This is a genomic window from Flavobacterium aestivum, assembly GCF_026870175.2.
In the GTDB taxonomy this organism is placed as follows: Bacteria; Bacteroidota; Bacteroidia; order Flavobacteriales; family Flavobacteriaceae; genus Flavobacterium; species Flavobacterium aestivum.
Genome location: NZ_CP113977.2, coordinates 2,984,958 through 3,011,028 on the forward strand (window position 1 = coordinate 2,984,958; position 26,071 = coordinate 3,011,028).

The following is a 26,071-nucleotide window of genomic DNA, read 5'->3' on the forward strand; positions in this document are numbered from 1 at the left end:
AAAGGCTTTTCGTTATTTTTTCAAAAAATATACTTTAAATTTGCTACTATCATAATCCTATTTCTGTATTCTTGAAATATACTAGTATTATATTATCTTTTATTTTTCTCTTGCTTTCTTGTTTGCCATGTGCAGATAGGGAAGGGAATACTTCATCACAGACACTTGTAGAAAAAAGTAGTTTAGAGCATAATCAGCATAGCGATACTTGTTCACCGTTTTGTATTTGCAATTGTTGCAGTTCACAAGTTTTTGCCTTCGATAACACAGTTTGTACTCTTAATTTTGTTGTTATCAAAAAGATGGTAGAAAACAAAATACCTGAATACAAATCGATTTTTATTTCGAATTTCTTCGGAAGTATTTGGCAACCCCCTCAGATAGTATAATGAAAACCTGACTCCAACAGTTTTGGAGATCAGGATAGAGAGTTGTGGCTTCACCACAAAATAAAATGACCCTTCTAGGTCTGATTTCTCATTCATTATATTAAAAAAATGATACATAAAATCATTAATTTTTCAGTAAATAACAAACTGATTACAGGAGTTCTGTTATCCATATTTATTATGTTTGGTGTCTATTCATTCACACAATTAAGTGTAGATGCATTGCCGGATGTGACTAATAATCAGGTGCAAGTGATAACGACTGCGCCAAATCTTGCTACTCAAGAAGTAGAACAATTTATAACTTATCCATTAGAAACGGAATTTAAATCATTGTCGGATATGGTTGAATTACGAAGCACAAGTCGTTCAGGTTTGTCAGTAATTACAATTGTGTTCAAAGACAATGTACCCGTAAATATTGCTCGCCAACGTGTTGATGAAAAAATACAAATGGCTGCGGATAATATTCCGAAACAATATGGCATGCCCGAATTATTGCCTCCAACAACCGGACTTGGAGAAATTTTTCAATACGTATTGGTTCCTGAAAAAGGATACGAAGACAAATACAATCTAACTGAACTAAGAACAATACAAGATTGGATTGTTAGACGCCAATTGTTAGGAACTGTTGGAGTTGTCGATGTAAGTAGTTTTGGTGGAAAGCTAAAACAATATGAGGTTTCGGTAAAGCCAGAACGTTTGGCTGCCAATAATCTTACGCTTATAGATGTATTTGATGCTTTACAAAGCAACAACGAAAACACGGGAGGCAGTTACATCGATAAAGGTCCCAATATCTATTTTATTCGCGGAGAAGGACTGATTCAGAATATTGATGATATTAACAATGTTGTAGTAAAGAACAGTTCGGGAGTTCCTATTTTGATAAAAGACATTGCCGAAGTTAAATTTGGATTTGCACCTCGTTATGGAGCAATGACCAGAAACGGAAAAGGCGAAACGGTTGGTGGTGTTGTTTTGATGCAAAAAGGGGAAAATGCCGTTAGAGTGATCGAACGGGTAAAAGAAAGAATACAGTCAATAGAAAAAGCATTGCCAAAAGGTGTAAAAATTGATGTTTTTGTAGACAGAACCAAACTTATTGAGAAAACAGTTAGCACCGTTTCTACCAATTTAATGGAAGGAGCATTGATTGTAGTTTTAGTTTTAGTATTGTTTTTAGGTAGTTTGCGAGCAGGTTTAATTGTGGCTTCAGTTATTCCTTTGGCTATGCTTTTCGCCATAATCATAATGAATCTCTTTGGGTTGAGTGCGAATTTGATGAGTATGGGAGCTTTAGATTTTGGATTAATAGTAGATGGAGCCGTAATTGTAGTCGAAGCCACTTTGCATATTTTTTCTAAACACTATAAGAACAATGTTCTTTCTCAAAACAAAATGGACCATGAAGTAATAAAAAGTTCATCAAAAATTATGAGTAGTGCCATTTTTGGACAAATCATAATCTTGATTGTTTATATTCCTTTGTTTGTGTTAAGTGGTGTAGAGGGCAAAATGTTTATGCCAATGGCACAAACGGTAAGTTTTGCAATCCTTGGTGCATTACTGCTTTCGCTTACTTACGTTCCTTGGGCCAGCAGTATATTTTTAAGCAAAAAGGTGAGTGAAGGACCTAATTTTACGGACAGATTTATCAATAAATTAAACAATTGGTATCAACCAATTTTGGTAATTGCGCTAGAAAAGAAAAAAGCGGTTATCGGGATTGCAGTTTCTTTATTCATACTCTCATTATTCATTTTTAATTCATTGGGAGGCGAATTTATTCCTGAATTAGACGAAGGTGATTTTGCCATGAATTACACCATTAGACAGGGAAGTAGTTTGCCACAAAGTATTCAGGTTGGTACACAATTAGAAAAATTGGCACTTGAATTTCCAGAAGTAAAAGAAGTAGTTAGTAAAATAGGTACCAGCGAAATTCCAACAGACCCAATGCCGATAGAAAGTGCTGATATAATCATGGTTCTGAAAGATAAAAAGGATTGGACAACAGCCGACAATAAAGAAGAGTTGGCCGAGAAAATGAACGAAAAATTAAGTCAAATTCCAGGTTGTAATTTATCGTTTGAACAACCTATACAAATGCGATTTAATGAATTGATTGCGGGGGTAAAATCGGATATTGCCATAAAAATATTTGGTGATAATTTGGATAAATTATTTTCGGAAGCAAATAAAGCTGTCCCCATTATCCGTGGAATTGATGGTTTGACTGATATAAAGGTTGAACAAGTGACAGGAATGCCACAATTGGTCGTAAAATACAACCGAAACAAAATAGCACAATATGGTTTGAATATTGCCGAAGTAAATCGGATTTTAAATACCGCTTATGCTGGAGGAACAACAGGAGTAGTGTATGAAGGGGAACGCAAATTTGATTTGGTAGTTCGTATTCCTAAAAATAGCGATACGGATATTGATGCTTTAAAATCATTATTGATTCCAACACCACGAGGAAATCAAATTCCGTTGAATGAAGTAGCGGAAATCGCTTTTAAAACCGCACCATCACAAATAAGTCGTGAAGAAGCACAACGAAGAATTGTGATTGAAGCCAATGTACGTGGGCGAGATGTAGAAAGTGTAGTTTTGGAAATTCAAAAGAAATTGGATGCAAAACTAAAACTACCCGAAGGTTATTTTATAAAATATGGTGGGCAATTTCAAAATCTTCAAGAAGCTAAAGGAAGATTGTTATTAGCAGTTCCTGTAGCGCTTTTGCTCATTTTCTTTTTACTCTTTTTGTCGTTCCGTTCACTCAAGGAAGCAACAATAATTTTCTCGGCAATTCCTTTGGCCTCAATTGGTGGTGTTATTGCTTTATGGGTTAGGGGAATGAACTTCAGTATTTCGGCAGGAGTTGGTTTTATAGCCCTTTTTGGTGTAGCTGTTCTTAACGGTATTGTGTTAATCAGCTATTACAATCAATTAAGAGACGAAGGAGAAGAGGATTTACTGCAACGCATTTATAAAGGAAGCAGCGCCAGATTAAGACCTATTTTGGCGACAGCCACAGTAGCTTCATTAGGTTTCTTGCCTATGGCTTTGAGCACAAGTGCAGGTTCTGAAGTTCAAAAACCCTTAGCAACTGTAGTAATTGGAGGATTATTGACTTCAACATTGTTGACTCTATTTGTTTTACCTGTTCTATATTATTTAGTTATGAGGGTGAAAAGGGCTGTAGGCAGTAAGCAGTAGGCAGTTGGCGAAACCCGAAATGTAAAAAAAACAAAAGTCAATATTCAAATGACAGATAATTAATGACGAAATAATTTAAAATATTGTAAATAAGTGTTTTAAATTTCAAAGAATCAACAGTACAAATATTAAATGATGAAAAACTTAAATAATAAAAACATAAAGGAAAATTGTAGAGAGCAGATTTTATTTTTTGCCCTTTGCCGTTTGAATTCAATTGCCTTTTGCCTTTTGCTCTTTGCCTTTTGTCCTTCGATAAATGCGCAGACTTTTACTTTGCAAAACGCATTGGATTTGGCTACCAAAAACTACCCAACGATGCAACAGGCAACTTTGCAAACGGAGCAACAACAGGCATTAACAAAAACAGCTACTATTCTGGATCCATTTAATATCAATAGTAATTTGGGGCAAATAAACAGTAAATTGTTTGATTATAATGTGGGAGTGGCCCAAGGGTTTAAATTATCGAATAAAGCGGATAGAAATCTTTTGAACCAAAATGTAAACGTAGCAAAATCCTTTGAAGCGGTTACCAAAAGCGAATTGATTAAGAACGTTTCAAGTGCTTATTTCTTTTGGATTTATAATGTGCAGCAGTATAATTTGTTACTTGAAATAGATACAATTTTTGCTGAATATGAAAAGTATGCTGACAAGAAATTTCAAGTGGGAGAGAGCAATAAACTCGAAAAAATCAGCTCTGCCTTACAGCGTAAAGATTTAAAAATGCAATTGGCAGAGGCCAACACTCAAGTGTCATTTTATTTGACAGAATTGCAAAAATGGACAAGAAACAGCACCAATTATCAAGCTCCAACAAAATATGAAGCATTGCCGGAAATTAATTTAAGCGATAGTACATTGGTTAAAAACCATCCGATTTTACAGCTTTTGCAACAGCAAATTATTGCAAAAGAGTTAGCTATAAAATCAGAAAAAGCTAAGGCAAATCCATCATTCAATTTGGGAGTTAATGCGCAAAGTTTAGACAAGGAAAATCCGTTTTATTTTGGGAGCGTAGGTGTTAATATTCCATTATTCAGAAATGGAATTCAGGCAAAAACACAAGTGGCTAAATTAGAAACCGAAATTGCTAAAAAAGAATTGGAGAAATCGCAACAGGAATTGGCAACTATTTATTTGCAGCAATATCAGCTTCAAAAACAATATTTGGAACAACTCAATTATTATAAAACAGAGGGAATTCCTATGGCGGAAACCATTGTCAATTCGGCACAGCGGCTATACAAATCAGGAGATATTGGTTATATTGAATATACCCAAAACCTGAAAGATGCTAACAAAATTAAAAATGATTATTTGACGGTAATGAACAATTACAATCAAACGATAATCAATATTCAATATTTATTAAATAAATAAAATACATCGATGAAAAATTATATAACAATCATACTCTTTTTATTTCTTGGTTTAACCTCTTGCAAAAATAATTCAAGTGAAGAGGCTTCTACAAACGATTCAAAGGAGGCAGTAGAAAAATCTGTGGTAACTTTTACAGATGAACAAATAAAAGCCATCGATTTACAGTTGGGTAATTTTGAAAACAAAAACCTGACTACAACACTAAAAATTAACGGTAAATTATCGCTGCCGCCACAGTATCAAGCACAAGTAAGCATCTTGACGGGTGGAGTTGTAAAAAATATTTTGGTTCAGGAAGGGGAGTTTGTATCGGCTGGAAAAACCTTGGCAACTATTGTAAATACTGAAGTGATACAACTACAACAGGATTATTTAGAAAATAATGCCAATCTTAATTATTTGGAAAAAGAATACCAACGCCAAAAAGAGTTAAGAGATGATAATATCAATGCAGGTAAAACCTATCAGCAAGCACAAAGGGAGCTGCAAATTGCACAGGCCAAAAAAGAAACATTGCGCTCTAAATTGACTCAATTGGGCATCAACGCAAGTAAGCTAACATCAAAAAATATTGCTTCAAGTATTGCAATTTCGGCACCAATAAGCGGATATGTTCAGCATATTAATTTAAGTATGGGAAAATATGCTGATGCTAATGCGGTACTGTTTGAAATTATTGATAACCGATTTTTACATTTGGATTTGAAAGTATTTGAGAAAGATATCCACAAAATAAAAATAGGGCAGTCAATTACATTTAGTGACGCAAATGACGTTTCTCATACACATCCTGCCAAAATCTATGCTATCAACAAAGCATTCGAACCTAACGAGCAAGCGGTATTGGTACATGCCAAAATAAACGAAACTACCGAGACTCTCTTGCCGGGAATGTATGTAGAGGCGCGAGTAAAAATTGATAATAATAACACAACAGCCTTGCCAACAGAAGCTATAGTGAATAATGGTAACGATCATTTTATTTTTATTTCAACAGGGAAAAATACGTTTAAAGAAATAAAAGTGAATACTGGTACCACAGATTTGGGCTTTACAGAAGTTAAGACAATTGATAAAGTTCCAGCCGATGCCAAAGTGGTAATCAAAGGGGCTTATTATTTATTGTCTGAATTAACAAAAGGAAGTGGAGAAGAGTAAAACAACTTGATTTACAGTGGTTACTATTGGATATATGCTTAATTTTGATATAAATTAATATAATGGATACTACTTTTAAAAATACTAAAAATAGTAAATTGAATAAGCCAAATGGTTGTTGTTCCAGTCACAGTGAGGATTTACATTCCGATGATGATGGACATAGCCATGACCATGATCATTCACATGAACATGGTACTGGCAGTAAATTTCAAATGTTTTTTCCAGCGGTAGTTTCCTTTTGTTTGCTGCTGATCGGTATTGCTTTTGATCATTATTTTCCTCAAACATGGTTTACGGGTTGGGTTCGAATTGCGTGGTATAGTATTGCTTACATTCCTGTTGGTTTTCCTGTTCTGAAAGAAGCGTTTGAAAGTTTTAGAAAAGGAAGCTTATTTTCGGAGTTTTTTTTGATGTCAATCGCGACTATCGGTGCATTTGGTATTGGGCAGTTTCCCGAAGGTGTAGCGGTCATGTTGTTTTATAGTATTGGAGAGATATTTCAAGGTCTGGCCGTTCAAAGAGCCAAGTCGAACATTAAATTATTATTGGATCAAAGACCGGATTCGGCTACCGTTTTGGAGGGAAATAAAACCGTTCTGAAAAAGGCATCCGAAATTGCTATTGGAACAATCATTCAATTAAAACCAGGCGAGAAATTAGCCCTGGATGGAAAATTACTATCTGAAAGTGCTACTTTTAATACTGCGGCTCTAACTGGTGAAAGTAAGCCAGATACAAAAAAAAAGAATGAAACTGTTTTGGCAGGAATGATTAATCTAAATACTGTTGCTGATGTCGAAGTTACTACAGCTTATACCGATAGTAAACTTTCTAAAATCCTAAAAATGGTGCAGGAAGCAACAGCCAAAAAAGCACCAACCGAATTGTTTATCCGAAAGTTTGCTAAAATATATACGCCAATCGTAGTGTATCTAGCAATGGCAATTTGTTTGCTGCCTATGTTTTTCGTTTCTAATTATGTGTTTAGTCATTGGTTGTATCGAGCATTGGTATTCTTGGTGGTTTCCTGTCCATGTGCATTGGTGATTTCTATCCCGTTGGGGTATTTTGGAGGAATTGGAGCTGCGAGTAAAAATGGAATATTATTCAAAGGTTCTAATTTTCTGGATATAATGACAGCTATACAAGTAGTGGTTATGGACAAAACCGGAACGTTGACCAAAGGTGTTTTCAAAGTTCAAAAAGTAGTGCCGGTAGGAATTCCAGAAGAAGATCTGGTACAATATACAGCAGCTTTAGAATCAAAATCGACCCATCCGGTAGGAACTGCGATTGTTGAATATTCTAAATCATTGAATGAAAATCTAAAAGTTACTGATGTAGAAGAAATTGCAGGTCATGGACTTAAAGGGAAAATTAACGGCAAAGAAGTAATTGTGGGGAATGCAAAGTTGATGCAGCAGTTCAATATCAATTATGATTTAGAAATTGATGATTCGCCATTTACCATTATAATTGTTGCTATTGATAAGGTGTATTCAGGCTATTTTTTAATAGCTGATGAAATCAAAGAAGATGCGAAAGATGCAATTCAGAGTTTGCATAAAATAAATGTCAAAACTGTCATGCTATCGGGCGATAAACAGGCAGTTGTAAAAGCGGTTGCAAAAGAGTTGAATATCGATTTGGCTTACGGTGATTTATTGCCGGAAAACAAAGCAGAAAAGGTAGAAGCATTAAAATCACAAAATCAGAAAGTAGCTTTTGTAGGTGATGGAGTAAATGATGCTCCGGTCATAGCTCTTGCTGATGCAGGTATTGCCATGGGCGGATTAGGAAGTGATGCAACTATTGAAACTGCAGATATTGTCATTCAGAATGACCAACCCAGAAAGATTTACACGGCAATAAACATAGGGAAACAAACCAAAAAAATCGTGTGGCAAAATATCACTATGGCATTCGTTGTGAAAGCAGTTGTTTTAATTCTTGGGGCAGGAGGTTTGGCTACAATGTGGGAAGCTGTTTTTGCCGATGTTGGAGTTGCGTTGTTAGCAATTTTGAATGCGGTTCGGATTCAGAGAATGAAGTTTGAATAGATAAAAATTAACTTTTTTTTTATAATAATCTACATCGAATCTTCTTATTTTCGTTGCACTTAAAAATCATACATGAAAATAGCAATTGTTTGTTATCCAACATTTGGAGGAAGTGGCGTAGTTGCTACAGAATTAGGTTTAGAATTGGCTAGACGTGGTCACGAAATACACTTCATTACCTACAGTCAGCCCGTACGTTTAGCATTATTAAACCCGAATGTACATTATCACGAAGTTATTGTTCCAGAATATCCACTTTTTCATTTTCAGCCGTATGAATTGGCTTTATCCAGTAAACTGGTAGATATGGTGAAATTGCATAAAATAGAACTACTGCATGTTCATTATGCTATTCCACATGCTTATGCGGGTTATATGGCCAAACAAATGCTGAAAGATGAAGGAATTGATATCCCAATGGTAACAACCCTTCACGGAACCGATATTACACTTGTTGGTAACCATCCGTTTTACAAACCAGCAGTGACTTTTAGTATCAATAAATCGGATTTTGTGACTTCGGTTTCTCAAAGTTTGAAAGATGATACACTGAAGTTATTCAATATAAAAAATGAGATTCTGGTGATTCCTAATTTCATCGAATTGGACAAAAATAAATACGATCCTACGGTTCCTTGTAGACGTTCAGTTATCGCAAATCCAGAGGAAAGGGTAATTACGCATATTAGTAATTTTAGAAAAGTAAAACGAATTCCGGATATCATTAAAATATTTTACAAAGTTCAAAAAGAAATTCCTGCCAAATTAATGATGGTAGGAGATGGCCCCGAAAAAGAAAAGGCCGAAAAAATGTGTAGAAAGTTAGGGATACAGGATAAAGTGATCTTTTTCGGAAACAGTAGCGAAATAGACAGAATTTTAGGTCTTACCGATTTATTTATTCTACCATCAGAAACGGAAAGTTTTGGATTAGCGGCACTCGAAGCAATGGCTTGTGGAGTTCCTGTTATATCAAGTAATTCGGGTGGTTTACCTGAAGTAAATTTTGAAGGAGTCTCTGGGTATTTAAGTAATGTAGGGGATATTGATGAAATGTCCCAAAATGCGCTTAAAATACTAAAAGAAGATAGTGTTTTGAACGAATTTAAAAAGAATGCCTTACATGTAGCCGAGAAATTTGATATAAAAAACATTCTGCCGATATATGAAGATTTGTATAATAAAGCCATAAATAAATACAAATAGGTTAAAAAAAAAATCCATCTTTAGAATTAATTAAAGATGGATTTTTTTTAGAATTTATATCGTATTGCCACACCTGCATTAAAACCGAAATTATCTTTCTCGAAACTATTAAAAACGTATTCGGGTCTTCCGTCTAGAGAGAGCTGAATTGGGACGCCCTTGATGTGATATTCGACTCCGATATCTCCAGTGGCAACCATAAAAAAACCATTGTCATTTGCGTAGGGATTGTCATAATCATTATCTGTATTCCAGGTACCGAATCCGCCGCCGCCGCCAGTATACCAATATAATCCCTTTTCTATATTCCAATACCACTGATAAATTCCAAACAACTTAAAGGCTTCGGTGTGATTACTGCTACTCCAACCAGTGTTAAGCTCTAACCGATTTTTGGGAGATAACATTCGTTGGTAGGTTATTTCTACTTCTAAACCATAATGGTTTCCAAATCGCACTCCAATAGTATTTTCCGAAATATTTTCTTGAGCTTGAGCTGAAAATACTAATCCTATTACCATAAATAAACAGAAGCTAATTTTTTTCATAATTAGATAGTATTTGTTTTGATGAAATATAGTATCGTAAGGAAATGTTTATATGTAAATATAAGAAAATAAAATGATTGATATTCAGATTTTTACATCAATAATTCAAGAATAAATTAAGGTTTTCTATTTCCTTTCACTCTTTCCTTTCCACTTTCCACTTTTCACTTTTCACTTTTCACATCTCACCTTATCACATTTCACCTTATCACATTTCACCTTATCACATTTCACCTTATCACATTTCACTTTCCACATTTCACTTTTTTACCTTTCACCTTTCACTTTTCACATTTCACATTTCACTTTTTTTCTTTTATGGAAATAGCTACACCACCACTAGCAGCAAGTGGTTGTTTTAGTTTTGTTTTATTATTAATGATTATTTTGCGGATAGTATAGGATTGTGGTTTGTTAAGATAATGGGCTTCTTTGTCGTCTTCATAAATAATAGCATTATATGATTTCCCTTTGGGTAAAAAACTAAAATCAATCATAGCCGTTCTCGGATTTTCATCAGTGATACCACCAACAAACCATTCTTGTTTGCCTTTTGCTTTTCGGGCAATGGTAATATAATCTCCCGGTTCAGCTTCTAGTATATAAGAGTTGTCCCAATCTAATGCTACATCCTTGATGAATTGAAAAGCATCTTTAAAGCGCATATAATTTTCGGGCAAGTCGGCAGCCATTTGCAAAGGACTGTACATTGTTACATACAAGGCCAATTGTTTTGTAAGAGTTGAACTCAATTTATTTTTCATTGTTCCATAAACCGACAAATCTCCTTGAAAAATTCCCGGAGTATAATCCATGGGACCACCCATTAATCGGGTAAAGGGTAGAATTGTAGTATGATCTGGATTATTACCTCCAAAAGATTCAAATTCTGTTCCGCGTGCGGATTCCTGAGCAAACCAATTCGGATACGTTCGGCTTAATCCCGTTGGTCTAACAGCTTCATGGGAATCAACCATGATATGGTGTTTTGCGGCTTCTTGTGCTACATAAGTATAATGGTTTACCATCGTCTGACCGTCATGATGCTCTCCTCGTGGAATAATTGGACCTACATAACCCGTTTTCACAGCATTATAGTTGTTGTCATCCATAAAACGAAAAGCGTCGTTTAATTGTCTTTCGTATTCGGCAGTAGATGATGTGGTTTCGTGATGCATAATTATCTTAACACCATTTTGAGCTGCATATTGACTCAACTCTTTGACATCAAAATCAGGATATGATTTTGTGAAACTGTAAATACGCTCTTTTTTGAAAGCGGTATTGTCTTCCCAACCTTCATTCCAACCTTCAACCAATACGGCATCAAAACCATTGGCAGCTGCAAAATCTATATATTCCTTGACATGTTTTGTATTTGCGCCATGAGTACCATTTGGTTTTAGTTTAGTAAAATCGGTTTTACCAATCACAATATCCTGATTGTTAGAATAAGCCCATGTAGATCCTTTTCCTATAAAATATTCCCACCAAACCCCAACGTATTTTACGGGTTTTATCCAAGAGGTATCCTCAAAAGCACAGGGTTCGTTTAGATTTAATATAAGTTTAGAAGCAAGGATATCTCTGGCATCATCACTAACAACTATAGTTCTCCAAGGAGTATGACTACCAGTTTGAATATACCCTTTGTTGCCCACAGCATCTGGTGTGAGGTGAGAGCTGGCGGTAAATGTTTTGTCGTCAATGTTCAGAAACATAGCAGGATAATTACTCAGTGAAGCTTCGTGAATGTTGATGTATAGCCCATCCTCGGTTTTCATCATTAGGGGAGTTTGTACCGCTAAGTTTTTTATAGGTGATTGCGCAGCTAAGGATTCCTTTGAGGCTTCTTTTATGAGTTTGGATATTTCGGATATTTTAGATGTGGTGTATTTGTATTCGTTGGTGTCATAATCCCCAGGTATCCAGAAAGTTTTATGATCGCCAGCCAAATTAAATTCACTGGTTTCTTCTTGAATAATGAAATGACGCAGATTGTCCTGTACGGGAAATTCGTAGCGAAATCCTAGTCCATCATCAAATAAGCGGAAGTACAATGTCATTTTCCATTGACTTTTGTTTTGAGTGAGATGCACAATCATTTCATTATAATGATTGTTTATGGTTTTTTGTTCACCTAAAACAGGTTCCCAGGTATTGTTTTCTGTATGAAAGGTCGTCTCTGTAATTTTAAAGTTTTCATTGAATGAAATATTGGGCTTTATGACAAATCCCATTTTACTTTCCTTAATAACTTCCTTTTGCTTATAACTTAAGGAGTAGGAGGGAGTTCCATTAGTATTTAAATTGAATTTTAGATTTAAGTTGCCATTAGGTGATTTTAATTCTTGTGCATCTACTATTGATATAAAAGCAAAAAAATAGAAATAGATTAAGAAATTGTTTTTCATCATGTGTATAGTTTCTAATTGATAATAGTTTTGGTTGGTTGTATGAAGCGAGTATTTGATGACTGTTTGTATTTATTAGAATTATACAATTCTGTTAAGAAGCCATCATAATGAGATAGTTTTTAGAGCTAAAACCCCTTTTGATTGAGAAGAGATATATTTTTACTAAATCGATTTAGCAAATATATCAAAAAATGTTTATGCTGGATATTTTTAATTTAGTCCCATATTATTGAATACTTTTTTAAAAAAGTAATTTCCTATTAATCTTAAAGTTAAAATTTAATATAGGCTTCAGAATTCTTCTTTTTAAAGAAAAAATAAGCTGAATTATGTATTTAATCGATAAAATTGGTATTTCGTCGAAAAAGTTTTAAAATGATTAAAATAACAGACTCCTAAATCGATTTAGTAAAACTTTTTTATATATTTGCTTTGCTAAGAAATAGTTAAATAATCATAAAGCTAAGCTAAATTATTTGATGACTGCAGATGAAATTGGTAAAAGCCAATAATATCATACAAGCTAAGTTTATTCTGAAACAATAAAAAATCAACACATGAAAAAGATCACAATGAAAGATATTGCGTCGAAAGCCGAAGTCTCGGTTTCAACTGTTTCATTTGTGTTGAATAATATTGGTGAGAAAATGGGAATTAGCGCCACAGTCATAAATAAAGTTTTGGCAGTGGCTCAAGAGCTAAATTATAGACCTAATATGATTGCCAGTAGCCTTAGAACTGGAGAAACCAGATCTATTGGTTTAATCATAGAGGATATATCCAACCAATTCTTTTCTGATTTGGCAAAAGTTGTAGAAGATGAAGCCAGAAATTTAAATTACCGCGTTTTTTATTGTAGTACAGGAGGGGATGATCAGCGTGCAGACGAACTGGTAAGCAGTCTTTTGCAAGCTAATGTAGACGGTTTTATTATTGCTCCTACCGAAAAATTAGAGAAGACTATCGATAATCTTCTAAAAATGCAAGTGCCGGTAGTGTTGATAGACAGATACTTTCCTGATCAATTGGTAAGCAGCGTGGTGATGGATAATTACGAAGGTGCTTATTCTGCTACCAAAAAAATGATGGATTCTGGTTGTCGGAATATTGCAGTTGTGAATGTAAATTCTGGAATGATCCAAATGAAATTAAGGGAATCAGGATATCAGGATGCACTGAAAGAGAACGGCATTTATGATGAATCACTGATAGTTCAAATTAATTTTAAGGATAGCGAAGAAGACAAAATAAAAGCAATCACGGAATTATTAAAAAATCACCCTCAAGTTGATGGGATATTATTTTTATCAAATTATTTAGGACTTTGTGGGTTACAGGCATTTCGTCAATTAGGAATCAATATACCAAGTGATATATCGGTTATTAGTTTTGACGATCATGATAGTTTCAGATTGCACACACCTTCGATATCGGTTATTTCACAGCCAATAGCAGCTATGGCCAAAAAAGCAATAGATATGCTTGTTAGCCAAATGACAACGGGGAAACATTCAGATATTGAAAAAGTCATACTAAAAGGGGATTTTGTAGAAAGAGAATCTGTCTGACAGTATTTTTTTATAGCATTTGCTAAAACGATTTAGCTGTTCTGTGGTGCAAAAGAAGATTATACGCATTTTTAAAAGTGAGTCTAGTAAGACATTTTTTTTAGGCTGATTACTAAATCGATTTAGTAAAATTTAAAAGTATTTAGAATTTATTGAAGAAACAATAAGGATTGCGTTAATGAAATCAAGATTAAGATAAAAATTAGGAATAGTTTGATTGAAAGTACAAGTCATTATTTATGCAAATATTAACCAAAACAAACCTCTATGAATTAGAACATCTATGAAAAACAACCAAAAACAAATGAACAATAAAACTTATGAAAAACAAAAACTTATGAAACAAATATTATTAGTATTGGGACTGATATTGTTGGGAAGTTTTGGAGCAGTTGCACAAAACAGACCAGTATCAGGAGTAATTATGGATACAGAAAATAAAGCAATAAGTTCTGCTACCATTAAAGTAAAAGGGAAATCAATAAGTGTGGTAACGGATGCAGATGGTAAATTTGAAATCAAGGTTCCAGCTGGAGAAGTTACTCTATCCATCTCTTCTGTTGGTTATATCGCAAAAGCAGTTAAAGTTGCTCAAGAGGATACTAAGGTAACTGTTGTTTTAGCACCATCTGTAGAAAGTTTGAAGGATGTAGTGGTTACCTCGTTTGGGGTGAAAAAACAAAAGAAAGCTTTAGGATACGCAGTTGGAGAAATAAAAGGTGATGAACTGACAAAAAATAAAGAAATTAACTTAGGAAATGCCCTTCAGGGTAAAATTGCCGGGGTAAATGTTTCTGCACCAGTTACGGGTCCATCAGGTTCAAGCCGCGTTGTAATTCGTGGAGCGACTTCAGCTTCTGGACTTAACCAACCTTTGTATGTTGTTGATGGTATTCCTATTGATAACAGCCAACAAGGAAATGCCGGAATGTGGGGTGGAGCTGATAAAGGAGATGGTATGTCATCATTCAATCCTGATGATATTGCTTCTTTGTCTGTGTTAAAGGGTAGTGCTGCCTCTGCACTTTATGGATATAGAGGTTCTAATGGGGTTATCTTGATTACAACTAAAAAAGGAAAAGGTGGTAAAGGAATTGGAGTAGATTTCAGTACAAACTCTACTTTTAATACGCCAGCAAATCTTTTGAAATGGCAAGACCAATATGGAGCGGGAGCACCGGTAAATGGAGTTCCTACAAGATTTTCAGATCTACAAGAACTTAGAGATAGCTACTATTTTGCTTGGGGTGATAAATACGACGGGACAAACTCTCTTTCTATAGATGGGCAAAATCGTCCTTATAAAGCTTATGGGAAGGATAATGTTAATAAATTTTATAGAACAGGATATTCTTTCTCTAACACTTTGGCAGTATCTGGAGGTAGTGATGCAACCAATTTCAGATTGTCATTCGGAAACACAAAAGACGAGTCAATCATGCCGGGAACCAATTTCGGAAGAAACAACTTTGCTTTGAATTTTAATTCAACACCAAATGAAAAAATAAGTGTTGAAGCTAATGCGCAATATATTACAGAGAAAAGTCATAACAGACCTTACTTGAATGACTCTCCTAGAAATGCATCTTTCCCAGTTACTTTTATGACTCCGGGAACAGACATCAGATGGTTAAATAATCCGTATGATGAAAATGGAGGTGAATCAGATTATTTAGGAGCGAATGTGTATCATACAAACCCATATTTTGCAGCTGCTGAAACCTTAAATGAAGATTTAAGAAAACGTTTTATTGGTTCTGCTAAATTGAACTATAATATCACAGAGAAATTGTATGCCAAAGCGGTTATTGGTGTTGATGATATTAATTACGAATATACTGAAATTGAGCCTACAGGAATTAACTATAACCCAGGTGGATCTATCGAAAACAGAATTGAAAATCGTTCAGAGATTAACGGATCTGCATATTTAGGATATAAAGGAAATTTAGCCAAAGACTTTTCATTGGATGCATTTGTTGGGGCAAACCGTCAGCATAACAGATTTAGTGGTCTGAAAATAAAAGGAAACAATTTTATAGTTCCATTTGAATATTTTTATGGAAACACTATGCCGGATAAATCAGAGGTATTGTTTTCTGAAAGCGAGGTTAACTCTCTTTTCTATTCAGCCGATTTGGGATACAAAAATTATTTATTTCTTAGTTTAACAGGTCGTGAAGATTGGTTCTCTACTTTAGATCCATCTAATAACAGTACTTTTTATCCTTCTGTGAGTTCAAGTTTTATTTACTCAGAAGTGATTGATTTACCAAAATGGATGTCATATGGTAAGATAAGAGCAGGTTGGGGTAACGTAGGAGGAGCATTGCCGGATGCATATGCATTAGCTTTGACTTATTCTGCTCCAGATGGACAAACAGATGCATTAGGACAACCAATTTTGGGAGTAAACGGAGAAACGGTTCCTAACAAAAACTTGCAACCTTATAATGTAAGTACTATTGAGTTTGGTTTCGAAAATACATTTTTCAATAATAGAATTAGCACAGACTTGACTTTCTATAGCAAGAGAACGACCAACGACATCACAGATGCGGATATCTCTCAATCATCTGGTTATAGAACTACCAAAATCAATGTGGGTGAAATCCTAAACAAAGGGGTAGAGTTTGCCATTAATGCAAAAGCTGTGAAAACAGATAATTTTACATGGAATGTTGGTTATAATTTTGCTTATAATAATAGTGAAGTAATCAATTTATCAGATCAAATAAAAACTAAATCACTAGAAGGTAACAGAGATTCAAGAGCTTCTGTGGTTTTAGAGAAAGGACAACCTTTTGGGGTAATCAAAGCTTATGATTATTTAAGAGATGCCAACGGGAATATCGTAATCGGTTCTAATGGTAAATTCATGAGAGGAGATTTAATAATTGCAGGACAAGGTGTTGCTCCAACTTCTATGGGACTTTCAAATGATTTCTCATATAAAAACATTACACTTTCTGTTTTTGTAGACGCTAAATTTGGAGGCGAAATTTATTCAGCTACAAACCAATTGGGAACTCGTTATGGATTATCAGAGGATACACTTCCAGGACGTGAGGGAGGAATTGCTGTAACAGGTAAAGATCCTAATGGTAATCCGGTAAATACACAAGTTTCTGCTTATGATTACTGGAGAAGCTATAGTGATGTAACCTCTAATTTTGTTTATGATGCTGACTTTGTAAAACTTAGAGCAGTATCTTTAAGCTATAACTTCCCAAAATCTGCTTTTGCAAATTCTCCATTTCAATCAGTTAGTTTAGCTTTTTCTGCTCATAATTTATGGACAATTTATAGTGCAACGCCAAATATTGACCCAGAGTCAAATTACTCTAATAGTAATGCTCAAGGGCTTGAGAGAGCTTCTATGCCTTTGACAAGAAACTACGGTTTAACGCTTAATGTCAAATTCTAATTATAAAAATTGAAAGATGAAAAATAAATATATAAAACTATTTTGTATCGCAATAGTTAGTGCAGTGACATTGACTTCATGTGATAGCGGATTCGAGGAATTGAATACTAATCCAAACGCTTTATCAAAACCAGCAACAAAATCTATGTTTACGCTTGCTGAAATATATATGGATGGACAAGATTATTCTAATACCAGAGGAAACAATGCTTATGCAGCCCAAATGGTTCAGCATTTTGCTTCATTGGGAGGACCAGGTTCAAAATACAGTTATTCATCTGAGTATTCAGCTTCTTTGTTTGGAGAATCATATGGTAAAGGATTGAATCAGATTTTCCAATTGATGTCAGTTTTACCAAACACACCAGAGAATACAAATATGATTCAGGCTTGTAGAATTATGAAGGTATTCTTGTTTCAAAAATTGACGGATACTTATGGAGAAGTTCCTTATTTTGAAGCTGGTAAAGGGTATAATGGAAATATTTTTGCTCCAAAATACGACACTCAGGAAGTAATCTACAACGATCTTTTAAAAGAGTTGGATGAAGCTGGTGATGCATTAGATGTTAACAAGGGTTTTGTGGGTAACGCAGATTTGTTTTACCAAAGTGATGTTACTAAATGGAAAAAATTAGCCAACTCATTAATGCTAAGAGTAGCTATGCGTTTGTCTAAAGTAGATCCTGCTAAATCAAAACAATTTGTAGAAAAAGCTTTTGCAAAAGGTGTTTTTAGTTCAAATGCTGAAAGTTTAGTATTGAAACATGAAGCTAATCCACAAGGGGTAAAAACAAACCCAATAACTTCATCTTGGGTTAGAAATGACTTGAATGCAGGTGATGGAAATACAAAATACAGCAAAACTTTTATTGATTTGCTAAAAAACACCAATGACCCTCGTTTGAGAATTTATGCTAAATTAGAAGCTACAGGAGACAACAATCCAGCGAGTCAACAAGGGCTAGCCAATGATGCAAAAGAGTTTCCAGGCGGAGACAAAAAAAAGTTCTCAGATCCTAACACATCTACAGTATTGCGTCTAGATGCACCAACATTAATTATGTCTTATGCAGAGGTTCAATTCTTGTTGGCAGAAGCTGCATTAAAAGGTTGGAATGTTTCTGGAACGGCACAACAACATTATGAAGATGGGGTAAAAGGAGCAATGGGAATTCTAACCATTTTTGGAGACAAAGTGCCTGCTGTTTCATTATCAGAGTACAATACTTACATGACAGCTAATCCTTTTAAAGCTTCAGGAACAAATGCCGAAAAGTTGGAACAAATTATAACTCAAAAATGGATTGTTTTGTTGTTTAATGGTTTCGAGGCATATTCAGAGTGGAGAAGAACAGGATATCCTGTTTTAGTTCCTGTTAATGATCCTTCTGGAGAAACTAACGGGACAATTCCAAGAAGATTAATTTATGATCAGTCAGAATTAATAACAAATGCAGCCAACTATAAGGAAGCTGTACAACGCCAAGGTTTAGACTTAATGACAACCAGAATTTGGTGGGATAAATAAATCATTCATGGTATAATGGATGTGAAGCAAGTCCGGGAGTATTGGTATTCCCGGTTTGCTTTATAAATACTTGAATTTTATCAAAGAAAAAGACTTAGTATAACAGCAGAGTTGCAGTATTTTATTGGTTCTTTCGCAATAGCTATATTGCTGAAACAAGTAGTAAAATTGATTTTGTAAATCAATTTGGTATTTCTAGAGTTAGGTTTCTTAAAATAAAAATTCAATCATTATTTATAATCCAATTGCATGTAAATAGCCCACATATAATTTTGTTACTATTTTAAAATACTTGGAATAGTGTTGAAAGTCAATACGATAAAAGTTTAAATTAGAGTAAAAATGAAAAGCATAGCTTGTAGTTTGTAAATAATAAAAAACAAAGAAAATGAATCTAATAAAGTCACACTCCCTTCTTTTCGGATCTTTATCATTGCTTATTGGTTTCATAAACGGACGTTCAGATAACAGTCAGAACATTTCTATTGAAATCAATAAAGGTTGGCAATTTCATCAAGTAAATCAAAGCGACTGGCATCCTGCAACTGTACCTGGAGAAGTGCACACAGATTTATTGAAAAACAAAATGATACCAGACCCTTTTTATCGTGATAATGAGAAAAAGTTGGTATGGATAGAAAAGAAAGACTGGGAGTATAAGACTACTTTTGAAGTTGCTCAAAAGATATTAGATAAAAAAAATAGCAAATTGGTTTTTGATGGTCTGGATACATACGCCACGGTATATTTGAACGATAAGCAAATACTAAAGACTGATAATATGTTCCGTCAGTGGAGTGCTGATGTAAAACCTTATTTGAAAGAAGGAAAAAATGAATTGAGAGTAGTCTTTAAATCTGCCCAAAACGTAGTAGACTCACTTGCTAAAAAAGATTTACCGTATGTGATTCCAGATAATCCAAGAGCTTATGTGCGCAAAGCCCAATATCATTTTGGTTGGGATTGGGGACCAAAATTTACTACATGCGGAATTTGGAAATCAGTTAGATTAGAAGTATTCAACGAAACAGCAATAGAAAAGGAATATAAGGCACCACACCAATACGAGCTGGTACAAGAAGCTGATAATGTCGGCAAATCATTTTATTTCAAAATAGATGGTAAGCCCGTTTACATGAAAGGGGCAAATTATATACCATCGGATGCATTCCTTTCCAGAGTAACCCATGCAGAATATGATAAAGTGATTGCTACCGCCAAAGATGCGAATATGAACATGCTTCGAGTTTGGGGAGGCGGAATCTACGAGAGTGATTACTTCTATGATTTATGTGATAAAAACGGAATTTATGTATGGCAGGATTTTATGTTTGCCGGCACGATGGTTCCTGGCGATAAACACTTTTTTGATAATGTAAGGGAAGAAGTAAAATACCAAGTAAAGCGTTTGCGTCACCATCCTTCAATTGTAGTTTGGTGTGGAAACAATGAAATAGATGAAGCTTTCAAAAACTGGGGATGGCAAAAAACATTCAAAATAGATAAAAAGGATTCTATCCGATTATGGAATGATTATAAAAGATTATTTCAGGATAGTATTCCAAAGTGGGTAAAAGAGGTAGATCCGCATCGACCTTACGTGAGTAGTTCACCTTTATTGGGTTGGGGAAAACCACAAAGCATTACCGAAGGCGACAGTCATTATTGGGGAACTTGGTGGGGATTGGAAGATATAGAAGTTACCCAAAAGAAAACCGGTCGCTTTGTGAGTGAATACGGAATGCAGGCAATGCCTAATTATTCTACCACCGAAAGAATCACAATTGAAGAGGATAGACATTTGTATTCGGATGTGTTAAAAGCACACCAAAAAGCAGGTAAAGGATTTAATAAATTGAATTCGTATTTGCAGCGCTATTTCAAAGACACCACCAATGTCAAAACATGGTCTGTAAAAGATTATACGTATCTCACGCAGTGCTTACAATATTATTCTTTTAAAAACATAATAGGAATACATCGTTCAAAAGCGCCTTATAATATGGGAACCATTTTGTGGCAACTCAATGATTGTTGGCCAGTGGCTAGTTGGAGTATTACCGATTACTACAATCGCCAACCCAAAGCAGCTTGGTATGCTGTAAAAGAAGCGTATAGAGATGATGTAAAACCGGTAGTAGATTTGACCCGCCCAATAAATTTGAAGTTAGAAAATCCTAAAATCAAATTTAAACTGGATGGACAAAAAATAGTTCTTAAAGCTGATAAAGATGCCAAATATGTTTGGATAGACATCAAAGGATATACAGGAAGGTTGAGTGATAACTATTTTGATTTGAAAGCAGGACAGGAAAAGACCATTAGTATAGAAAGTCAGATTGCAAACCCAAGTATCACAATCACATCTTTGTATGAAGTTTTAAATAGGAATAAATAGAATGTAATATCTAAATACATTTTTGGAAGAAAATAAAAAAATAAGGAGAAGATGGAATTTAAAAAAATATTTTTTGCAGTAGCCTTACTCAGTACATCATTGCATACTTTATCTATCTATTCACAAGGAAAGACAAAGCAACAATCTAAAACAGGATACACACAATATGTAAATCCATATATCGGATCGGGAGGTCACGGACATATTTTTGTTGGAGCGAATGTTCCTTTTAGTGCAGTACAGTTGGGACCATCAACAATTTTTGAGGGTTGGGATTGGTGCAGTGCCTATAATTATTCCAGTAACACCATTTTAGGATTTACGCATACCCATTTGAGTGGAACAGGAATTGGTGATCTTAATGATATTCTGCTTTTACCAGTTACTGGAAAAGTACCATTGAAAAAAGCAACAAAAGAAGATGTAAGCGGATACGGTTCTACATTTTCGCATGCAAATGAGGTGGTAAAACCGGGCTACTACAGTGTTAATTTAGACCGATATAATGTAAAAGCAGAACTGACAACAACTGAGAGAGTTGGTTTTCATAAATACACTTTTAATTCAAAAGAAGAGGCCCACATATTGTTAGACTTAGCAGATGGAGTGGGATGGGATAGCCCGAAGGAAACTTTCATTAAAAAAACGGGAAACAGAACTTTGGTCGGATATAGACATTCTAAGGGATGGGCTGCAGATCAGCGTTTGTTTTTTGCCATAGAATTTTCGGAAGACATTTCAAACCTTGCATTGTATGACAGTACAAAAGTGGTGACAGGAATTGAAGGCAAGGGTTTAAAAATGAAAGCAGTGCTTGACTTTGCAACTAAATCCAATAAAGTGATTATGGCAAAAGTGGGACTTTCTCCAGTGAGTTATGAAAATGCTTTGGCCAACATAAAAACCGAAATTGCTCATTGGGATTTTGCCAAAACTGTTCAACAAGCCGATGCTAAATGGAATAAAGCTTTGAGCAAAATCGACATTAAAGGAGATGCTGATACCAAAACTATTTTTTATACCTCTTTCTATCACACCATGTTTGCGCCTTCCATTTTTAATGATGCCAATGGAGATTACAGAGGAACTGATAAAAAAGTATATAAAAATGCAGGATTTGTAAACTACACCACTTTCTCTTTGTGGGATACTTACCGTGCTTTGCATCCGCTATATACGATCACACAGGAAGATAAAATCAATGATATTGTCAAGACCTTTTTAGCAATTTATCAGCAACAAGGAAGATTACCAGTTTGGCATTTGATGGGGAATGAAACGGATTGTATGAACGGAAATCATTCTATAGCTGTTATTGTTGATGCCTATTTTAAGGGCTATAGAAATTATGATGTAGCATTGGCATTCGAAGCAATTAAGACTACAGCCATGCAAAAACGTGCCGGTTTAGATTATGTACAGCAATTGCAATATATACCGGCAGATAGCCAACTGGAAACGGTTGCCAATGCTTTGGAATATGCAATTGACGATTGGTGTATTGCAAAAATGGCTAAGGATTTGAATAAAATGGAGGACTATGCTTATTTCTCAAAAAGAGCCGAATTGTACAAACAGTATTTTGATAAAAACAGTGGATTTATGCGAGGAAAATTGAAAAACGGACAATGGCGCGAGCCTTTCAATCCGCTATCCTCTTCCCATAGAAAAGACGATTATGTAGAGGGAAATGCTTGGCAATATACTTGGCTTGTACCGCAAGATCCTTACGGTTTGATAGAATTGTTTGGAGGAGATGATAAGTTCGTCGAAAAATTTGATCAATTATTTAAAATTAAAGAAAAAGTAGCGGGAGAGGAAGCCTCGCCAGATATTAGTGGTTTGATTGGTCAATATGCACAAGGCAATGAGCCAAGTCACCATATCCCTTATCTGTATGCATATGTAGGGCAACCATGGAAAACAGCTGAGATTGTCCGTGAAGTTTTTGATAAATTCTATACCACCAAGACAGATGGAATTTGTGGTAATGAAGATGTCGGGCAAATGTCTGCTTGGTATGTCTTGTCATCAATGGGATTCTATGCCGTAAATCCTGCCAATGGTATTTATGTTATGGGAAGCCCAGCAGTCAATGAAGCAACAATTCATTATAAAGAGAATGTTTCTTTCAAGATAGTGGCAATAGACAACAGTGTAGCCAATAAATACATTCAAAAAATAGAGTACAACGGAAAACCTTATACAAAATCATACATAACTCATGACATGATTGTAAAAGGAGGTGAGTTAAAATTATATATGGGAAGTCAGCCTTCACAAACATTTGGAGTAAAAAAAGAAGACAGACCTTTGTAGATTAAATTTTAATTACAATTTATTAATTAATAATAATTTGTGATAGTATATCTAAAGTATAAATAAAAGTTACAATGAGAAATAAGTGGATAATTATTTGGGGATTATGCCTTGTAGTTTTAGCTGTCAAAGCTCAGAATAAAACAGGAAGCCCCGTCGATTATGTAAACCCTTTGATGGGAACACAATCGGTGCACAGTCTTTCAAACGGGAATACCTATCCAGCGATTTCACGTCCTTGGGGAATGAATTTTTGGACACCACAAACCGGAAAAATGGGTGACGGTTGGATGTATACCTACACAGCCGAGAAAATAAGAGGTTTTAGACAAACACATCAACCTTCTCCATGGATAAATGATTACGGACAGTTTTCGATCATGCCAGTTACAGGTAAATTAGCTTTTACAGAAGAGGATAGAGCCAGTTGGTTTAGCCATAAATCAGAGACAGTAAAGCCGTACTATTACAGCGTTTATCTTGCAGATTATGACGTAACCACTGAGATGACCGCAACGGAACGAGCAGCTCATTTTCAATTTACTTTTCCGGAAAATGAACAGTCTTCGATCGTTATTGATGCATTCGACAAAGGCTCTTATGTAAAAATTATTCCGTCAGAAAACAAAATAATTGGCTATACAACACGCAATAGTGGTAGTGTACCACAAAATTTCAAGAACTATTTTGTAATTGTATTTGATAAGCCTTTTGCTTTGAGTCAGACTTGGCAGGGCAAAACTTTGGAGAAAGAAAAATTGGAAATGTCGTCGGATCATGCTGGAGCCATTATTGGGTTTAAAACCAAAAAAGGAGAAAAGATTAACGTGAAGGTAGCTTCTTCATTTATAAGCTTTGAACAGGCAGAGTTGAATTTGGAACATGAATTAGGAACTGCTTCTTTTGAGCAAACTGTTGCTGAATCCAAAAAAGAATGGAATAAAGTATTAGCAAAAGTTACTGTTGAGGGCGGAACAGACGAACAAATGCAGACTTTTTATTCTTGTCTTTATCGAACTGCCTGTTTTCCGCAAAAACTGTATGAAGTAGACTCGAACGGGAAAATTGTTCATTACAGTCCGCATAATGGGCAAGTTTTGCCAGGATATATGTTTGCGGGTACCGGTTTTTGGGATACGTTCCGAGCATTGTATCCTATGCTAAATTTATTTTATCCTTCTATAAATAAAGAAATGCAAGAAGGTTTGATAAATGTCTATAAAGAAGGTGGTTTTCTACCAGAATGGTCAAGTCCTGGATTTAGAGATTGCATGGTCGGAAACAATTCAGCTTCAGTAGTTGCAGATGCTTATCTTAAAGGAGTACAAGTACAGGATATTCAAACATTATATGCTGCTCTTTTGAAAGGAGCAAACAACGAAGGGCCAAATGCCACAGGAAGAAAAGGAGCAGCTTTTTATAACAAATTGGGTTATGTGCCAAATGACGTTGGGATTAATGAAAGTGCGGCAAGAACCCTGGAATATGCTTATGATGATTTTACTATTTGGCAACTGGCAAAAGCTCTAAAAAGACCAAAGAAGGAAATTGATTTATACGAAAAACGTATGATGAATTATAAGTTGCTTTTTAATCCGTCTTTTAATTTGATGAGCGGAAAAAGCAAAGACGGTAAATTCTCATCTTCATTCAATCCATTCAAATGGGGTGGAGATTTTACGGAAGGTAACAGTTGGCATTATAGCTGGAGTGTGTTTCATGACATACAGGGATTGGTTAACTTAATGGGAGGACAAAAGCAATTTGTATCTAAATTGGATGAAGTTTTTACTTTACCACCAGTTTTTGATGATAGTTATTACGGTTCAGTTATCCACGAAATAAGAGAAATGCAAATTATGAACATGGGACAATATGCGCATGGGAATCAGCCAATTCAGCACATGATTTATTTATACAATTATGCTGGAGAACCATGGAAAACACAATATTGGTCTAGAGAAGTGATGAATCGTTTGTACAAGCCTACACCAGATGGTTATTGCGGAGATGAAGATAACGGACAAACATCGGCTTGGTATGTTTTCTCCGCTTTAGGATTCTATCCTGTTTGTCCGGGAACGGATGAATATGTTTTGGGAGCGCCATTATTTAAAAAAGCAACAGTTGATTTAGAAAACGGAAAACAGATTGTCATTAAAGCCGAAAATAATTCGGCTAATAATAAATACGTTCAGGAGTTAAAATGGAATCAAACGTCATATAACAAAAACTATATCAATCATTTCGAATTATTGAAAGGAGCAGAGCTAGATTTTGATATGATGACAACTCCAAATAAAAACAGAGGAAATTCATCAGAGAGCTACCCTTATTCGTATTCAACACAGAAAAATAAATAAACACGGATTTCAGGAATTTTCAGGAATTCAATTTTTTGAAAATTAATGTAACAGGTGTCACAAA

General features: G+C 35.0%; 14 protein-coding genes. 12 read left to right on the forward strand and 2 right to left on the reverse strand.

Features of this window, described 5'->3' with window-relative positions:
* The first annotated feature begins 122 nt into the window (after positions 1-122).
* From OZP08_RS19740 to bshA, 6 genes are all read left to right on the forward strand, one after another.
* Entirely contained in the window at positions 123-389 is a 267-nt protein-coding gene (locus OZP08_RS19740) for a hypothetical protein (RefSeq protein ID WP_432419639.1), read from the forward strand.
* Positions 390-497: 108 nt separating this feature from the next.
* The gene (locus tag OZP08_RS12815) at positions 498-3,620 is read left to right on the forward strand and encodes an efflux RND transporter permease subunit (RefSeq protein ID WP_281322018.1); all 3,123 of its coding nucleotides are present in this window, start codon (positions 498-500) and stop codon (positions 3,618-3,620) included.
* Between the two features lie 132 nt (positions 3,621-3,752).
* Complete coding sequence (locus OZP08_RS12820) at positions 3,753-5,006, forward strand: TolC family protein (protein ID WP_281322019.1); 1,254 nt, start codon at positions 3,753-3,755, stop codon at positions 5,004-5,006.
* 9 nt (positions 5,007-5,015) lie between these two features.
* Entirely contained in the window at positions 5,016-6,167 is a 1,152-nt protein-coding gene (locus OZP08_RS12825) for an efflux RND transporter periplasmic adaptor subunit (RefSeq protein ID WP_281322020.1), read from the forward strand.
* A 62-nt stretch (positions 6,168-6,229) separates the two neighbouring features.
* Positions 6,230-8,230 (forward strand): heavy metal translocating P-type ATPase, encoded by a 2,001-nt coding sequence (locus OZP08_RS12830; protein WP_281322021.1) that lies wholly within the window; start codon positions 6,230-6,232, stop codon positions 8,228-8,230.
* A 72-nt stretch (positions 8,231-8,302) separates the two neighbouring features.
* A complete protein-coding gene (gene bshA / locus OZP08_RS12835) occupies positions 8,303-9,436 on the forward strand; it encodes an N-acetyl-alpha-D-glucosaminyl L-malate synthase BshA (RefSeq protein WP_268846490.1) in 1,134 nt (377 codons plus the stop codon).
* A gap of 47 nt (positions 9,437-9,483) precedes the next feature.
* Here bshA and OZP08_RS12840 read toward each other — a convergent pair whose 3' ends face one another.
* Both OZP08_RS12840 and OZP08_RS12845 read right to left on the reverse strand, forming a co-directional pair.
* A complete protein-coding gene (locus OZP08_RS12840; RefSeq protein ID WP_268846491.1) occupies positions 9,484-9,984 on the reverse strand; it encodes a hypothetical protein in 501 nt (166 codons plus the stop codon).
* Positions 9,985-10,286: 302 nt separating this feature from the next.
* Positions 10,287-12,398: a glycoside hydrolase family 97 protein gene (locus OZP08_RS12845; RefSeq protein ID WP_281323609.1), complete on the reverse strand. Its 2,112-nt coding sequence runs from the start codon at positions 12,396-12,398 to the stop codon at positions 10,287-10,289.
* Between the two features lie 560 nt (positions 12,399-12,958).
* Here OZP08_RS12845 and OZP08_RS12850 point away from each other — a divergent pair.
* The 6 genes from OZP08_RS12850 to OZP08_RS12875 all read left to right on the forward strand — a co-directional run bounded on the left by OZP08_RS12850 (position 12,959) and on the right by OZP08_RS12875 (position 26,007).
* Entirely contained in the window at positions 12,959-13,969 is a 1,011-nt protein-coding gene (locus tag OZP08_RS12850) for a LacI family DNA-binding transcriptional regulator (RefSeq protein WP_268846492.1), read from the forward strand.
* A 337-nt stretch (positions 13,970-14,306) separates the two neighbouring features.
* Entirely contained in the window at positions 14,307-17,396 is a 3,090-nt protein-coding gene (locus OZP08_RS12855; protein WP_281322022.1) for a SusC/RagA family TonB-linked outer membrane protein, read from the forward strand.
* A 16-nt stretch (positions 17,397-17,412) separates the two neighbouring features.
* Entirely contained in the window at positions 17,413-18,927 is a 1,515-nt protein-coding gene (locus OZP08_RS12860) for a SusD/RagB family nutrient-binding outer membrane lipoprotein (protein WP_281322023.1), read from the forward strand.
* A 388-nt stretch (positions 18,928-19,315) separates the two neighbouring features.
* The gene (locus tag OZP08_RS12865; RefSeq protein WP_281322024.1) at positions 19,316-21,325 is read left to right on the forward strand and encodes a beta-mannosidase; all 2,010 of its coding nucleotides are present in this window, start codon (positions 19,316-19,318) and stop codon (positions 21,323-21,325) included.
* Positions 21,326-21,376: 51 nt separating this feature from the next.
* Complete coding sequence (locus OZP08_RS12870) at positions 21,377-23,644, forward strand: GH92 family glycosyl hydrolase (protein WP_281322025.1); 2,268 nt, start codon at positions 21,377-21,379, stop codon at positions 23,642-23,644.
* A gap of 74 nt (positions 23,645-23,718) precedes the next feature.
* Entirely contained in the window at positions 23,719-26,007 is a 2,289-nt protein-coding gene (locus OZP08_RS12875; RefSeq protein ID WP_281322026.1) for a GH92 family glycosyl hydrolase, read from the forward strand.
* The last annotated feature ends 64 nt before the right edge of the window (positions 26,008-26,071 follow it).

What these genes read in the sequence shown, in the direction of transcription:
- OZP08_RS12875 (WP_281322026.1), top strand. Translation starts at nt 23,719, where the DNA reads ATGAGAAATAAGTGGATAATTATTTGGGGATTATGCCTTGTAGTTTTA.
- OZP08_RS12845 (WP_281323609.1), bottom strand. Translation starts at nt 12,398, where the DNA reads ATGAAAAACAATTTCTTAATCTATTTCTATTTTTTTGCTTTTATATCA.
- OZP08_RS12825 (WP_281322020.1), top strand. Translation starts at nt 5,016, where the DNA reads ATGAAAAATTATATAACAATCATACTCTTTTTATTTCTTGGTTTAACC.
- OZP08_RS12855 (WP_281322022.1), top strand. Translation starts at nt 14,307, where the DNA reads ATGAAACAAATATTATTAGTATTGGGACTGATATTGTTGGGAAGTTTT.
- OZP08_RS12840 (WP_268846491.1), bottom strand. Translation starts at nt 9,984, where the DNA reads ATGAAAAAAATTAGCTTCTGTTTATTTATGGTAATAGGATTAGTATTT.
- OZP08_RS12865 (WP_281322024.1), top strand. Translation starts at nt 19,316, where the DNA reads ATGAATCTAATAAAGTCACACTCCCTTCTTTTCGGATCTTTATCATTG.
- OZP08_RS12820 (WP_281322019.1), top strand. Translation starts at nt 3,753, where the DNA reads ATGATGAAAAACTTAAATAATAAAAACATAAAGGAAAATTGTAGAGAG.
- OZP08_RS12860 (WP_281322023.1), top strand. Translation starts at nt 17,413, where the DNA reads ATGAAAAATAAATATATAAAACTATTTTGTATCGCAATAGTTAGTGCA.
- OZP08_RS12815 (WP_281322018.1), top strand. Translation starts at nt 498, where the DNA reads ATGATACATAAAATCATTAATTTTTCAGTAAATAACAAACTGATTACA.
- OZP08_RS12870 (WP_281322025.1), top strand. Translation starts at nt 21,377, where the DNA reads ATGGAATTTAAAAAAATATTTTTTGCAGTAGCCTTACTCAGTACATCA.
- OZP08_RS12830 (WP_281322021.1), top strand. Translation starts at nt 6,230, where the DNA reads ATGGATACTACTTTTAAAAATACTAAAAATAGTAAATTGAATAAGCCA.
- bshA (WP_268846490.1), top strand. Translation starts at nt 8,303, where the DNA reads ATGAAAATAGCAATTGTTTGTTATCCAACATTTGGAGGAAGTGGCGTA.
- OZP08_RS12850 (WP_268846492.1), top strand. Translation starts at nt 12,959, where the DNA reads ATGAAAAAGATCACAATGAAAGATATTGCGTCGAAAGCCGAAGTCTCG.